This window comes from Streptomyces sp. T39 (genome assembly GCF_008042045.1).
Taxonomy (GTDB): domain Bacteria; phylum Actinomycetota; class Actinomycetes; order Streptomycetales; family Streptomycetaceae; genus Streptomyces.
Genome location: NZ_RDBP01000012.1, coordinates 561,079 through 574,161, shown reverse-complemented (window position 1 = coordinate 574,161; position 13,083 = coordinate 561,079). Strand labels below are relative to the sequence as shown.

Annotated in this window: 12 protein-coding genes and 1 pseudogene; 7 read left to right on the top strand and 6 right to left on the bottom strand. The window is 74.0% G+C overall.

Annotated features, from left to right (window positions below; genetic code table 11):
- Window positions 1-1,567, bottom strand: a pseudogene (locus EAO77_RS03440) (transglycosylase domain-containing protein); the annotation flags it as partial.
- 147 nt (window positions 1,568-1,714) lie between these two features.
- Here EAO77_RS03440 and EAO77_RS03435 point away from each other — a divergent pair.
- Genes EAO77_RS03435 through EAO77_RS03420 form a run of 4 tightly spaced genes read left to right on the top strand, consistent with a single transcriptional unit; the run spans window position 1,715 to window position 5,129 of the window.
- Window positions 1,715-2,515: an ABC transporter permease gene (locus EAO77_RS03435; RefSeq protein ID WP_147988919.1), complete on the top strand. Its 801-nt coding sequence runs from the start codon at window positions 1,715-1,717 to the stop codon at window positions 2,513-2,515.
- A gap of 31 nt (window positions 2,516-2,546) precedes the next feature.
- Window positions 2,547-3,311 carry an ABC transporter permease gene (locus EAO77_RS03430; protein WP_147988920.1) on the top strand — a complete coding sequence of 255 codons (765 nt, stop codon included), beginning with the start codon at window positions 2,547-2,549 and terminating at the stop codon, window positions 3,309-3,311.
- A 15-nt stretch (window positions 3,312-3,326) separates the two neighbouring features.
- Entirely contained in the window at window positions 3,327-4,388 is a 1,062-nt protein-coding gene (locus EAO77_RS03425; RefSeq protein ID WP_261993782.1) for an ATP-binding cassette domain-containing protein, read from the top strand.
- A gap of 9 nt (window positions 4,389-4,397) precedes the next feature.
- A complete protein-coding gene (locus EAO77_RS03420; protein ID WP_147986644.1) occupies window positions 4,398-5,129 on the top strand; it encodes a DUF1707 domain-containing protein in 732 nt (243 codons plus the stop codon).
- A gap of 75 nt (window positions 5,130-5,204) precedes the next feature.
- Here EAO77_RS03420 and EAO77_RS03415 read toward each other — a convergent pair whose 3' ends face one another.
- Window positions 5,205-6,467: an SGNH/GDSL hydrolase family protein gene (locus EAO77_RS03415; RefSeq protein ID WP_147986643.1), complete on the bottom strand. Its 1,263-nt coding sequence runs from the start codon at window positions 6,465-6,467 to the stop codon at window positions 5,205-5,207.
- Window positions 6,468-6,568: 101 nt separating this feature from the next.
- Between EAO77_RS03415 and EAO77_RS03410 the strand changes: the two genes are divergently transcribed.
- Entirely contained in the window at window positions 6,569-8,203 is a 1,635-nt protein-coding gene (locus EAO77_RS03410; protein ID WP_410088217.1) for a DUF445 domain-containing protein, read from the top strand.
- 61 nt (window positions 8,204-8,264) lie between these two features.
- Here the strand turns inward: EAO77_RS03410 and EAO77_RS03405 are convergent, their stop codons facing one another.
- The 4 genes from EAO77_RS03405 to EAO77_RS03390 form a co-directional block, all read right to left on the bottom strand.
- Complete coding sequence (locus EAO77_RS03405) at window positions 8,265-9,290, bottom strand: DUF445 family protein (RefSeq protein ID WP_147986642.1); 1,026 nt, start codon at window positions 9,288-9,290, stop codon at window positions 8,265-8,267.
- A gap of 122 nt (window positions 9,291-9,412) precedes the next feature.
- A complete protein-coding gene (locus EAO77_RS03400; protein ID WP_147986641.1) occupies window positions 9,413-10,087 on the bottom strand; it encodes a hypothetical protein in 675 nt (224 codons plus the stop codon).
- Window positions 10,087-10,671 (bottom strand): SigE family RNA polymerase sigma factor, encoded by a 585-nt coding sequence (locus EAO77_RS03395; protein ID WP_147986640.1) that lies wholly within the window; start codon window positions 10,669-10,671, stop codon window positions 10,087-10,089. Before EAO77_RS03395 ends, EAO77_RS03400 begins: the two co-directional genes overlap by 1 nt.
- Before the next feature lie 114 nt (window positions 10,672-10,785).
- The gene (locus tag EAO77_RS03390; protein ID WP_147986639.1) at window positions 10,786-11,388 is read right to left on the bottom strand and encodes a hypothetical protein; all 603 of its coding nucleotides are present in this window, start codon (window positions 11,386-11,388) and stop codon (window positions 10,786-10,788) included.
- 339 nt (window positions 11,389-11,727) lie between these two features.
- Between EAO77_RS03390 and EAO77_RS03385 the strand changes: the two genes are divergently transcribed.
- Together EAO77_RS03385 and EAO77_RS03380 are read left to right on the top strand one after the other, a co-directional pair.
- The gene (locus EAO77_RS03385; RefSeq protein WP_147986638.1) at window positions 11,728-12,045 is read left to right on the top strand and encodes a DUF6412 domain-containing protein; all 318 of its coding nucleotides are present in this window, start codon (window positions 11,728-11,730) and stop codon (window positions 12,043-12,045) included.
- Between the two features lie 196 nt (window positions 12,046-12,241).
- Window positions 12,242-12,982, top strand: coding sequence for a YidC/Oxa1 family membrane protein insertase (locus EAO77_RS03380; RefSeq protein WP_147986637.1), 741 nt, complete (start codon window positions 12,242-12,244; stop codon window positions 12,980-12,982).
- The last annotated feature ends 101 nt before the right edge of the window (window positions 12,983-13,083 follow it).

Genomic DNA, 13,083 nt, shown 5'->3' with positions numbered 1-13,083 from the left:
GCACCAGCAGGGTGTCGAGGGTGCCGTCGCGCACCCGGCGCCCCAGCCGGTCCATGGAGCCCAGCACCAGGTCGGCCAGGCCGARGGCGATCGCGGTGCGGCGCACCTTCTCGGGGCCGACGTCGACGGCCATCTGCGCGTACACGGCGTTGACGGACTCGTCGGTGGCGCGGCTGATGCTGACGGGGCCGTAGGAGACGTCGTCCTCGTTGTCGGGGGCGTACTCGGCGCCGGTCCAGCCCTCGACGGGGCGGGCGCTGGTGCCGTCGTAGACGGTGTTGGGGGTGATGGGGCGGCCGCCCTGGGTGGTGGAGCCGTGTTCGACGGCGGCGGCGAAGACGAACGGCTTGAAGCTGGAGCCGACCTGGTAGTCGCGGCGGGTGGCGTTGTTGACGAACTGCCGGGTGTAGTCGATGCCGCCGTACATGGCGACGACCTTTCCGGTGGCGGGGTCGATGGAGGCGCCGCCGACGCGGACGTTGCGGTCGGCGTCGTTGTCCTCGTCGAGCCGGGAGGTGACCTCTTCGTCGACGGCCTCGGTGAACGCGTCCTGCTTGGCGCGGTCGAGCGTGGTGGTGATGCGGTGGCCGCCGGTGGCGAGGGTCTTCTCGTCGAGGGTGCCGGTCGCCTCCAGGTGGTCGCGGACGGCCTGCACGATGTATCCGCGCTGGCCGGAGAGGCCGGTGGAGGCCTGGGCGGGCTGGGGTGCGGGGAAGCGCATGGCGTCGCGGGCGGCGGGGGTGAGCCACTTCTCCTTGACCATGCCGTCGAGGACGTAGTTCCAGCGGGCGAGGGCGGCGGCCCGGTTGCGGGGGTGGGCGGCGACGTCGTAGGCGCTGGGGGCCTTGAGCAGGGAGGCGAGGTAGGCGCCCTCGGCGGTGCCGAGGTCTTCGACGTCCTTGCCGTAGTAGGCCTGGGCGGCCGCCTGGATGCCGTAGGCGTTGCGGCCGAAGTAGCTGGTGTTGAGGTAGCCCTGGAGGATGTCGCTCTTGCTCTGCTCGCGGCCGAGCTTCACGGCGATGAAGAACTCCTTGACCTTGCGGGTGACGGTCTGTTCCTGGACGAGGTAGTAGTTCTTCACGTACTGCTGGGTGATCGTGGAGCCGGACTGCCTGCCCTTGCCGGTGACGGTGTTCCAGGCGCCGCGGACCATGGCCGGCGGGTCGATGGCGGGCTGGGTCCAGAAGTCGCGGTCCTCGGCGGCGAGTACGGCCCGCTGGACCGTCAGGGGCACCTGGTCGAGGGGGACGTTCTCGCGGTTGATCTCTCCGTCGCGGGCGATGGGGGTGCCGTCGCGGTAGAGGTAGACGTTGGTCTGCGCGGTCGCGGAGGCGTTGGCCGCGGGGATGTCGACGAGCAGATAGCCGGCCAGGAAGCCGCCGATGAGCAGCACGGCGACGGCCAGGGTGGTGCCGAGGACGATCCGCCAGGTGGGGATGACGCGCCGCCAGCCGGTGCGCCGGGGGCGGGTCCTGGCTGACTTCTTCCCGGCGGGCGCGGGCTCGGCCGGACCGGGCACGGTCGCGTCCCGGGGGGTCCAGCTCTGCTGCTGCGGCTCGTCACTCATTCCCCCATAGTGCCCTTTTAGGGGTGATATCCCCCGGATCCGGGCACGGAGCGGCCGGAAATCCGCTCGCGGGGCGGCGTCGGGCTCGGCTAGGGTCGTGCGCTTTGGTGCCGGGCGGGCGTACGAGGCGAGGGGGCGGGGAGCGTGGTGCGGCTCTATGCGATCGTCGCGGCGGGTGGGTTCCGCCGCCATGCGACGTATCGGGTGGCGACCGCGGCGGGCGTGTTCACCAACACCGTCTTCGGCTTCATCATGGCGTACACCTATATCGCGCTGTGGGACGAGCGTCCGCAGCTCGGCGGGTACGACCTCTCCCAGGCGCTGACCTATGTGTGGCTCGGTCAGGCGCTGCTGATGACCTGCGCCATGATGGGCGGCGGCTTCGAGGACGAGCTGGTCGAACGCATCCGCACCGGGGACGTCGCCGTCGACCTGTACCGCCCGGCCGACCTGCAGCTGTGGTGGCTGGCAGGCGATCTGGGACGTGCCGCCTTCCATCTGCTGGGGCGCGGGATCGTGCCGATGGCGGTCGGGGCGCTCGCCTTCGACCTGGCGATGCCCGCCTCGCCGCTGACCTGGCTCGCCTTCCTGGTGTCGGTGGCGCTCGGCGTGGTGGTGAGCTTCGCGGTCCGCTTCCTGGTCGCGCTGTCCGCGTTCTGGCTGATGGACGGCGCCGGGGTCATCCAGATGGCCTGGCTGTGCGCGTTGTTCTTCTCCGGCATGCTGCTGCCGCTGAACCTCTTCCCCGGTCTGCTCGGCGACGTGGCCCGGGCGCTGCCCTGGTCGTCGCTGCTCCAGATCCCGGCGGACGTCTTCCTCGGCACCTGCACGGGCGGGGAGCTGGCGGGGGCGTTCGCGTTCCAGGCAGGCTGGGCCGCCGCCCTGCTCGCGGCGGGCCGGCTGCTCCAGGCGGTCGCGACCCGGCGGGTGGTGGTCCAGGGTGGCTGAGGCGGTGCGGGCGTACGGGCTGATCGTGGCGATGTGGATCCGTTCCACGATGACCTACCGGGCGTCGTTCGCGATGACGGCGTTCGGGAACTTCGTGGCCACCGGCTTCGACTTCGTCGCGATCCTGCTGATGTTCTCCCATGTGGACGCGCTCGGCGGCTGGTCGCTGCCCGAGATCGCGTTCCTCTACGGCACGACGAGCACCGCCTTCGGCCTGGCCGACCTGGTGCTGGGCTCCATGGACCGGCTGGGGCGCCGGGTGCGCGACGGCACCCTCGACACCCTGCTGGTGCGGCCCGTGCCGGTGCTCGCGCAGGTGGCCGCCGACCGGTTCGCGCTGCGCCGCCTGGGCCGCGTCACCCAGGGGCTGCTGGTGCTCGGCTACGCCCTGGTGACCCTGGACGTCGACTGGACACCGGGCAGGGCGGCGGCGGTGCCCGTGATGCTGCTGTGCGGCGGGGCGATCTTCGCGTCGGTCTTCGTCGCGGGCGCCGCGTTCCAGTTCTTCGCGCTGGACGCCGCCGAGGTGCAGAGCGCCTTCACGTACGGCGGGAACACCCTGCTCCAGTACCCGCCGTCGATCTTCGCCAAGGACCTGGTGCGCGGGGTGACGTTCGTCGTGCCGCTCGCCTTCGTGAACTGGGTGCCCTCGCTGTACGTCCTCGGCCGGGAGAACCCGCTGGGGCTGCCCGACTGGCTCGCCCTCCTGCCGCCCGTCGTCGCCGCCGCCTGCCTGGGGCTCGCCGGACTGGCATGGCGGACGGGGCTCCGCGCGTACCGCAGCACCGGAAACTGAGGACTGGGGACGGGAATGGACACCAGGGACGGCCTGCCGGCCGCGGACACCCACGACGGCACCGCGCGGACGCGCCCGGCCCGCGGCGCGCCGGCCGCGGGGCCCGGCGCCGGGGACGCGGGATTCATCGCGCTCGACGGCGTCGAGAAGGTCTTCGACGTGCGCCGCAGGACGGGCCGCCTGCGGCGCGAACGCCACCGGGTGCGGGCGGTCGACGGGATCAGCTTCACCGTGGCGCGCGGCGAGATGGTGGGCTACATCGGCCCCAACGGCGCGGGGAAGTCGACCACGATCAAGATGCTCACCGGCATCCTCACGCCCAGCGGCGGCAGCCTGCGGGTCGCGGGCATCGACCCGTCCCGTGAGCGCACCCGCCTCGCCCGGCGCATCGGCGTCGTCTTCGGCCAGCGCACCACCCTGTGGTGGGACCTGCCGCTGCGCGACTCCTACCGTCTGATGCACCGCATGTACCGGGTGCCGGACGCGGTGTTCCGGGACAACCTCGACCGGTGCACCGAACTGCTCGACCTCGGCGAGCTGATGGACGTGCCGGTGCGTCAGCTGTCGCTGGGGCAGCGGATGCGCGGCGACATCGCGGCGGCCCTGCTGCACGACCCCGAGGTGCTCTACCTGGACGAGCCGACCATCGGCCTGGACGTGGTCTCCAAGGCGAAGGTCCGCGACTTCCTGCGCGACCTGAACGCAGAGCGCGGCACCACCGTCCTGCTGACCACCCACGACCTGACCGACATCGAGCAGCTGTGCCGGCGGGTGATGGTCATCGACCACGGCCGTCTGATGTACGACGGCGCGCTCGCCGGACTGCACGAGGTCGGGGAGAGCGAACGCACCCTCGTCGTCGACCTGGAGCGGGAGTTCCCGCCGATCGCGCTGGACGGGGCGCGCACGGTGCGGGTCGAGGGCCCGCGCCAGTGGCTGGCCTTCCCCGCGTCCGCCTCGGCCGCCCCGCTGGTCGCCGAACTGGCCGCACGATGGCCGCTGGTGGACCTCTCGGTGCGGGAGCCGGACATCGAGGCGGTGATCGCCAAGATGTACGCGGACCGTCCGGCTGGCTAGGCTGGTCGTATGACGAGCGAACTCCCCGAGATGCGTGCCTCCGATGCGGAACGGGAGCGCGTGGCCGAGCGGCTGCGTGACGCGGTCGCCGAGGGGCGCCTGGACATGGAGGAGTTCGAGCAGCGTCTCGACGCCGCCTACCGCGCGCGTACGTACGGCGAACTGGCGCCTCTGGTGAAGGACTTGCCCGCCCCCGGCACCGCCGTCACGGATCCGGTCCTGGTGGCCGACCCGGCGGGCGCCCCCGTGCGGACGCGCTGGCGCGAGCGGATCGGTCTCCCGGCGACCTCCAAAGGTGCCTTCGCCTTCTGGGGCGGCTTCGGCCGCAAGGGCACCTGGACGATCGGCCGTTCCTTCACCGCGGTGACGGTGATGGCGGGCGGCGAACTCGACCTGCGCGAGGCACGGTTCGAGGACCGCGAGACCGTGATCACCTGCTTCGTCGTGATGGGGGGCGTGCATGTCATCGTGCCCCCCGACGTCCACCTCCAGGTCACCGGCGTCGGCCTGATGGGCGGGTTCGGCGAGCAGGGCGTCACCGATGTGGAGCCCGACCCGGACGCCCCGCGCGTCGTCGTCCGCGGCCTCGCCGTGATGGGCGGCGTCGGTGTGGAACGCAAGCGGACCAGGGCGGAGAAGCAGCGGCTGAAGGCGGAGCGCGCCGAACGGGCCGAACAGGCCCGGCTGGAGAAGCAGGAACGCAAGCTGGAGCGCAAGCAGGACCGCAAGGAACTGGGCTGAGACGGGGGCCGCGACGGGGGAGGCGGCCGCCGAGCCGCCCCCCGTCGTGGCCCGCTCGCCCCCGGGGGAGCCCGCTCAGAGCGTCGCCGGGTCCACCACCGCGCCCATCCGCGCGTAACCCGCGTCGCTCGGGTGCAGATGGTCCCCCGAGTCGTAGGCGGGCAGCAGGCGGCGCGGCGCGTACGGGTCGCGCAGAGCGCGGTCGAAGTCGACGACGGCGTCGAAGACGGTGCCCGAGCGCACGGCCCCGTTGACCACGGCCCGCTCGGCCTCCACCGCGGCCGAGCAGCGCGGGTGGCCCGCGCACGGCAGGATCGTCGCGCCGGTCACGCGCAGGCCCTGGGCGCGGGCCCGGCCGGTCAGCTCCCGCAGGCCGGCGACGACCTGTTCGCCCGTCCCGGCGTACGGGGAACGCAGCAGGTCGTTGATGCCGATGGCGACGATCACCGACCTGGCCCCCGAGCGGGCGAGCACATCGCGGTCGAGGCGGCCGAGGGTGCTCTCGCCGCGGCCGTCGAGGAGCAGCCGGTTGCCGCTGATGCCCGCGTTGACCACGCCGTGGCGGCCGCCGAGGCGGTCCGCGAGGACGTCCGGCCAGCGGCGGTCCGTGTCGGGCGTGGAGGTGACCCCGTCGGTGATCGAGTCGCCGACCGCCACGACCGCGCCGCGCGCCTGGGAGGTCAGCACGTCGACGGCGGTGACGTGGTGCCAGGACCGGATCCGCTCGGTGTAGCCGTCGCCGCTCTCGTCCCGGGTGCGGTCGCCGGCGGCGACGTAGGAGGTCCGGCGCGCGTGGGTGTGCGTGGTGACCGGGCCGCCCGGCCCCGGCACATGGACGCTGACCAGCAGATCCCCGTCGTACGGGATGCGCAGGGCCACCGGGTCGCTGACGATCTCACCGCCGGGGGCGACGGTCGCGCCGCGTGCCCCGCCGAAGAGCACCGGGCGGACCGAGCCGGGGACCGCGGCGGCTCCCGCGCCGCCCGTCCCGCCCGCCGCCACGGCGAGCGACGCGGCGTCCACCCGCAGCGGCACGGTGCCGTAGAGGTTGGAGAGCGTGACGCGTGCGGCGGTGCCGCCGATGCTGGTGTGGACGACATTGCGCACGGAGCGCCCGTCGCGGCCGCCGGCCGTGCCCGTGGCGGCACCGGCGTCCGCGGGGAGGGCGGTGACCGGCGCGGCCGCCCACGTGGCGAGCCAGACGGGGGTCGCGGACGGCGGCGTCCGCACGGCGGGGCCGTTCCTGACCGTGTCGATGCCGAGATAGATGCCGCCGCAGATGAGGGCCACGACGGCCATGAGGGCAGCGAGGCTCGCATACCCCTGACGCTTGTTCATGCACACATCATCCGGCACGCCTCGGGAACTCGACGTGCCGCCCGGGAGTAGTCGAGGCAGGGACAATGCGTACGGGACGTACGCGCGGACGGGTGGAGCGGATGGAACGCAGAGAACCGGATGAGCCTGGCCACGTGGACCGTGCCCGCGACGGGGGTGCGCCGCCCCCGGGCGAGGCGCCCCGGGCGGCGCCGGGAGCGGGCCCCGGCAGGGCACCGGCAGGGGCCGGGGGCACCGGGCCGGGTGGCTCCGCGGGCGAGGCGCGGGACGCGGGTCCGCCGGACGCGGGTCCGCCCGATGCGGGCTCGCTGGACGAGGGTTCGCCGGACGCCCCCGCCGGGGCCGGGCCGGGCCGGGGAGGGGCCGGGGAACCTGGCGCCGGGCCGGTGGGCGCGCGGCGCAGCGGTGCGCGCGGCTCGGCCCTCGCGGACGGGGACGCGGCCGCCGGCGGCCGGAGCGGCACCGGGCTGCCCGGTTTCGCCTACACCGAGGCGGACGCGGAGAAGCAGCGCGGCGTACGGCGGATGAAGATCACGGCCACCGGCCTGCTGCTCTTCGTCGCCCTGGTCTTCGCCCTCGCCACCTGGGCGGAGAACACGGGCGCGGGCGCCTGGGCCGGATACGTCGCGGCGGCGGCCGAGGCGGGCATGGTCGGCGCGCTGGCCGACTGGTTCGCGGTGACCGCGCTCTTCCGCCACCCGCTCGGGATCCCCATCCCGCACACCGCGATCATCCCGCACAAGAAGGACCAGCTCGGCGCCTCGCTCGGCTCGTTCGTCGGCGAGAACTTCCTCTCCGAGGACGTCGTCCGCGCCCGCCTGCGCGGCGTCGGCATCGGCCGGCGGCTCGGCGCCTGGCTCGCCGAGCCCGCGCACGCCGACCGGGTCACCGCCGAGCTGGCGACCGCCCTGCGGGGCGCGCTGACCGTGCTGCGCGACTCCGACGTGCAGGCGGTCGTCGGCGAGGCCATCACCCGCCGGGCCGAGGCCGCGGAGATCGCCCCCGGCGTCGGCAAGACACTCCAGAAGGTCGTCGCCGACGGAGCCCACCACCGCGCCGTCGACCTGATCTGCGCCCGCGCCCACGACTGGCTCGTCCTGCACGCCGACTCGGTCATGGACGCCGTCGAGGGCGGCGCGCCCGGCTGGACGCCGCGTTTCGTCGACCGGAAGGTCGGCGAGCGCGTCTACCGCGAACTGCTGCGCTTCGTCACCGAGATGCGCGACATGCCCGGGCATCCCGCGCGGGCCGCGATCGACAGGTTCCTCGGGGACTTCGCCGGGGATCTCCAGTCGGACACCGAGACGCGGGAGCGCGTCGAGCGTCTGAAGTCCGAGCTGCTGTCGCGCTCGGAGGTCCAGGACGTCATCGCCTCCGCCTGGGCGTCCGTCCGCGGCATGATCCTCTCCGCCGCGGAGGACGACCGCAGCGAGCTGCGCCTGCGCGCCCGGGCGTCCCTGCTGTCCCTCGGCGCGAAGCTGGCGACGGACACCCGGCTGCAGTCCAAGGTGGACGGCTGGGTGGAGGACGCGGCGGTGTACGTGGTGACGACGTACCGCGCCGAGATCACCTCGCTCATCTCGGACACGGTCGCGAGCTGGGACGCGGAGCACACCTCCCGCAAGATCGAGGCCCACATCGGGCGGGACCTCCAGTTCATCCGCATCAACGGCACGGTCGTGGGCGCACTGGCCGGCCTCGCGATCTACACCGTCGCCCACGCCCTGAGCGGCTGACGCCGCCTTCGGGGGCCCGCGCCGGGCGGCCGGTGCCCGGGGCGGGCCCCCGAAGGCGGCGTCAGCCGCTCAGGGCGTGGGCGACGGTGTAGATCGCGAGGCCGGCCAGTGCGCCCACGACCGTGCCGTTGATGCGGATGAACTGGAGGTCCCGCCCGATGTGGGCCTCGATCTTGCGGGAGGTGTGCTCCGCGTCCCAGCTCGCGACCGTGTTGGTGGGGGAGGAGGCCTCGGAGGCGGCGAAGGCCTCGTAGGAGGGGACGGTCGCGGTGACGATGCCGAGGTTCTCCGTGCCGGTGGCCGCGAGGTCGCGGAGGGAGGACTCGATGCCGGCGAGGTGCGCCTCGTGCGAGGGGTACTCGGCAGCGAGGTCCGGGTACGCCGCCAGGAGCTCGGCGAGTTCCCCGGCCGGCCAGTGCAGGACCGCCACCGGGAACGGGCGGGAGAGCGCCGAGCGGTAGGAGCCGAGTTCCGAGCGCAGGCGCGCGATCTCCGCCTTCAGCTCGGCCGGGTTGTCCGAGCCGAGGGCCCACAGGCGCTTGGGGTCGTGGAGTTCGTCGAGGCTGAAGTCCGGGGTGTGGGTGGAGTGGACCCGGTCCGCCAGGGCGTCGTGGTCGTCGTGCGGCAGGCCCAGCATCCGGCGCACCCGGTGGCGCCCGGCGAGGAGCGACCGTGCTGCGTACGGGACCTCGTCGTCCTCGGGGAGCAGCAGCGCCAGTGCTTCGGAGAAGCACTCGTGCGACGCCTCCAGCTCGTCGTGGGACTCCAGCGTCTCCGCGATGATCTCCCACGGGGCCGCCTCGGACGGGGCGGCGATCCGGACGCCCGCGATGAGGGCGCGTGCCTCGGCCTCGTGGCCGTACTCCCAGAGGTTGGCGGCCTGGAGGGCCTTGACGAGCTGGGGATGGTCGGGCTCGTCGGCGAGCAGACGGTCGTAGAGGCCGGAGGCGCGCTCGCGGTCGCCGGCGAGCTCCAGATGGGCCGCGGCCTGGAGCAGCAGCTGTTCGTCGTCCTCCGGGTACTGCGCTGCGGTGCGCAGCAGGCGCTCGGCTTCGGCGGTGTGGTCAGCAGGCGTGTCGGGGCGCATGCTGCACACCGTACTGCTGTACGGGGGTGGGTCGGGGAGCCCCGGATCGGGTGAGGTGTCCAGCGCCGGGCCGGCGGCGGCGAGTTGGTGCGCGGCCCGGGGCGTCCGGGACGCCCCGGGGGTCAGCGGAGGGGCAGGGAGAACAGCGTCCGGCCCGACGCGTCCGCCATGGTCACCTCGTCGACGACGGTGTCGCCGGTCGCGGCCCCGGCGTACCAGACGCCCCAGCCCGGCCGGCCCGGGAGGGTCAGCAGGGAGGCGGTGACGGGGCCGGTGGCGGTGGTCACAGTGACGAGGGCCACGCCGTCCGCGCCGTAGAAGAGGCCCGAGAGGAACGCGCCCTCCTGCTGCACGCTGATGCCCGGATCGCGGCGGTCGATGTTGCCGTCGACGACGCTGCGGAACTGCGCCGGTTCGCCGGGCAGCGCCCAGTGCTTGCCCCGCTCGGTCAGCCACAGCTCGGCGCCGCCCGGTGCCGTGACGCGCTCGTCGGGTTCCACGACCCGCACGGGGGAGACGGACCGGGACGGGGTCGGGGAGACGGAGGGCGGGCTGCTGACGGCCGCGGGCGGCACTGCGGCCCGGTCGGGCGGCGCCGCGCGCTGGGCCGTCGCGAGCACGAACGGGGCGACCAGCAGGGCCGCACCGCTCGCCGCGAGCGCCGCGGCCCTGCGGTGCCGGCGGGCACGGGCCCGGCGGGCGATCGCTTCGAGGGGCGGCGGGGAGGGGGTGATGTCGAGGGCGGCCTCGGCGAGTACGGTGCGCAGGCCGCTGCCGTCGCCGCTGGGGAAGGTCATCAGAGGTCTCCGGGGGAGGACGGGCCGGTGGGTGCGGACGGTGATCCGGGGCTCGGCGTCCCGGTCCGAGTGCCGTGCGGCGTGCGGCCGTCGGCCAGGAGTGGCTGGTTCCGCAGGGTCTGGAGGGCACGCCGGGTGTGGGTCTTGACGGTGCCCACCGAGCAGTTCAGGACCCGTGCGACGTCGTGGTCGCCCAGGTCCTCCCAGTAGCGCAGCACCACCACCGCGCGCTGCCGGGCCGGCAGCGCGGTGAGCGCCCTGAGCACGTCGGCGCGGCGCTCGGTGGCCTCCGTGTGGTCGGGCTGCACGCGGTGGGCGGACTCCGGCAGGAACGGCATCAGTAAATGGACGACCCGGCGCCGGCGGGCGCGGCTGATGTTGTTGTTGATCAGCGCCCTGCGGACGTAGAGGTCGATCTCGTCGCGCGGGATGCGGTGGAAGTGCGCCCAGACCTTGGCCAGTGTCGTCTGCACCAGGTCCTCGGCCTCGTGGAAGTCGCCGGTGAGCAGGGTGGCGGTGCGCACCAGCCGCGGCCAGGCCGCCGCCGTGTACTCGGCGAACTCTGCGTGGCGGTCCTGCTTCACGGATCGCGGTTCCTTCGGCGTGGGGACGGGAGGGGCGCGGGCGGATGGGCCGACCGGCGGCACGCCGCGGAATGGGGGAAGGGGCCCGGCGGACGAGCCGGGCCCCCGGGGCGATCAGTGCAGGTCGAGGCGGGCCAGCTCGCCGCCCGCCGCATCGTGGAGCGTCACACCGCGCAGGAAGTCCTCCGAGCCGGGGCCGGGCAGCGGGGTGCTCGCGTACCAGGCGCCCCAGCCCTTGCGGCCGGGCAGGGTCACCAGCGAGGCGCTCACGGTGCCCTCGGCGGTGACCACCTCGACCCGGGCCGCGGCCCGGGTGCCGTACCAGAGGCCGGAGAGCAGGTAGAAGCCGTCGTCGCCGGTGCCGACGGGCTCGGCCTGGAGGCTGACCCCGGGTGTGCTCGGGTCGATGTTGCCGTCGACGACGCTGCGGAACTGGGCCGGTTCACCGGGCAGCGCCCAGTGCTTGCCCTCCCGGGTGAGCCACAGTTCGACGCCGGGCGCGGCCTCGACCCGTTGCCCCGGCCGGACCGTCCGTACCCCCGTGGCCGGGCGGTCCGCCGCGGGGGCGGGCGTCGCGTGCGGCGCGGTCCCGGCGGCTTCGGCCGCCGCCGGGCGTGCCGTCGCCGGTGAAACCGGTCCGGGACCGGTCGCGTACGCGACGGTCGGCGCCCCCGCCAGGGCGGCCAGGACCGCCACCGCTGCCACGTGTCTCGTCATCCGTGTCATGGACGTGTGTTCTCCCTGCGGAGTGGAGTGAACATGGAGGAGGGCGCCTCTCCACCCCTCACAACGCGGGACGGGGCCGGGGCGGATGACATGAGCGCGGAAGTTTTTCCCGTCGGGGATGCCGCGGGGGCAGGCACAGGGCAACCGTTTCGCAGGGCCGTTCGTGTATAACGGCAGAGGGACGCATCCGGGCCGTGGCAGCTGCGCGGCGCACTCCGGGCACGCACCCGGACCACGACGCGGCACCCGCACCCCGCCGCGCTCAGCGATCACGACGCGGTACACCGCCCCGGACACGGGGCGCACGACACAGGACGGAGGGCGTACGCGATGTTCAGCGGCACCCCCCGCCTCGCCCGGCTCACCGGGCTGCTGTTCTTCCTCCTCGTCGAGTTCGCCCTGATCGACGGCGACGGCCTTGTCACCGCCGTCGCGCTCGCCGCCACGGCGACCGCAGCCGCCGGTTCCGCGCTCGTCGTCTGCGCGGTCATCAGCGCACGCTGCGCTCCCGCCGTTCCGCGGACCCGGGTCAGAACGGCCCTGCGCGACCGTGAGAAGCGCACCGCCTTCCTCCCGCAGCGCGATCCGGACGCCCGCGGGCGCCGGCGCCCCCGAGCCCCCGGCCGTCTCCTCCTGACGGCCTCGTAGGGAACCGCTCGTTCCGAGCCGGGGGTCCTCCCGACCCCCGCCGGCACCGAGCCGGGAGTCCGGCCGACCCTCCGCTCGCCCCGAGCCGGGGTCCCCCGACCGACCCACCGCGCACGCCCCCTCGGGCCGTCATGCCGCCACGTCGTCGATCGACGTCCTCGTTCCCGGCACGACGAGACCCCCGGAGGGCTCACCCATGTCCGTTTTCGCCACCCTGGTCGAGCGGCTCGCCGACCTGCTCCAGCCGCTGTTCGCCGCCTCGGCCACGGCCGCCGCCATCGTCGTCTTCACCGCACTGGTGCGGCTCGCGGTCCACCCTCTCTCCCGCGCCGCGGCCCGTGGCGCCAAGGCGCGCACCCGGCTCGCGCCGCAGCTCGCGGAGCTGCGCACCAAGCACGGCAAGAACCAGGAGCGCCTGCAGAAGGCGACGATGGAGCTGTACGCGGAGGAGAAGGTGTCGCCCTTCTCCGGCTGCCTGCCGTCGCTGCTCCAGCTGCCGGCGTTCTTCCTGCTCTACCACCTGTTCTCCAACACGAGCATCGGCGGCGAGCCCAACGGGCTCCTGGACCACGACCTCTTCGCCGCCCCGCTCGGCGGGCGCTGGGCGGACGCGCTCGCGGACGGCGGGGTGTTCGGCGGGGCGGGGCTCGTCTACCTGGGCCTGTTCGTGCTCGTCGCGGCCGTTGCCACGTTCAACTTCCGGCGCACCAGGCGGCAGATGGCGGCCGCTCCGGCGCCCACGGGCGAGGCCGTGCCGGGGATGGGCGCCATGCTGAAGGTCATGCCGCTGATGTCGTTCGCGACGCTGATCACCGTCGCCGTGGTCCCGCTGGCGGCCGCCCTGTACGTGGTCACCAGCACCACCTGGAGCGCGGTGGAGCGGGTCTTCCTCTATCGGGACATGCCGGTGGCGGGGGCGCTCGCGGCGACGACCTGAGGGGAGGCGCGACGGGAGGCTACCGGCCCGTAAAGGTCCAGGTTGTGAACAGGGTCTTGCGGAGTGGTCGGATGACTTGGAGGATCGACCAACCCTCCGAT

Excerpts from the sequence above, each read along its gene's own strand:
- EAO77_RS03425 (WP_261993782.1), top strand. The coding sequence starts at position 3,327 with ATGGACACCAGGGACGGCCTGCCGGCCGCGGACACCCACGACGGCACC.
- EAO77_RS03385 (WP_147986638.1), top strand. The coding sequence starts at position 11,728 with ATGTTCAGCGGCACCCCCCGCCTCGCCCGGCTCACCGGGCTGCTGTTC.
- EAO77_RS03410 (WP_410088217.1), top strand. The coding sequence starts at position 6,569 with ATGGAACGCAGAGAACCGGATGAGCCTGGCCACGTGGACCGTGCCCGC.
- EAO77_RS03380 (WP_147986637.1), top strand. The coding sequence starts at position 12,242 with ATGTCCGTTTTCGCCACCCTGGTCGAGCGGCTCGCCGACCTGCTCCAG.
- EAO77_RS03415 (WP_147986643.1), bottom strand. The coding sequence starts at position 6,467 with ATGAACAAGCGTCAGGGGTATGCGAGCCTCGCTGCCCTCATGGCCGTC.
- EAO77_RS03405 (WP_147986642.1), bottom strand. The coding sequence starts at position 9,290 with ATGCGCCCCGACACGCCTGCTGACCACACCGCCGAAGCCGAGCGCCTG.
- EAO77_RS03390 (WP_147986639.1), bottom strand. The coding sequence starts at position 11,388 with ATGACGAGACACGTGGCAGCGGTGGCGGTCCTGGCCGCCCTGGCGGGG.
- EAO77_RS03400 (WP_147986641.1), bottom strand. The coding sequence starts at position 10,087 with ATGACCTTCCCCAGCGGCGACGGCAGCGGCCTGCGCACCGTACTCGCC.
- EAO77_RS03430 (WP_147988920.1), top strand. The coding sequence starts at position 2,547 with ATGTGGATCCGTTCCACGATGACCTACCGGGCGTCGTTCGCGATGACG.
- EAO77_RS03420 (WP_147986644.1), top strand. The coding sequence starts at position 4,398 with ATGACGAGCGAACTCCCCGAGATGCGTGCCTCCGATGCGGAACGGGAG.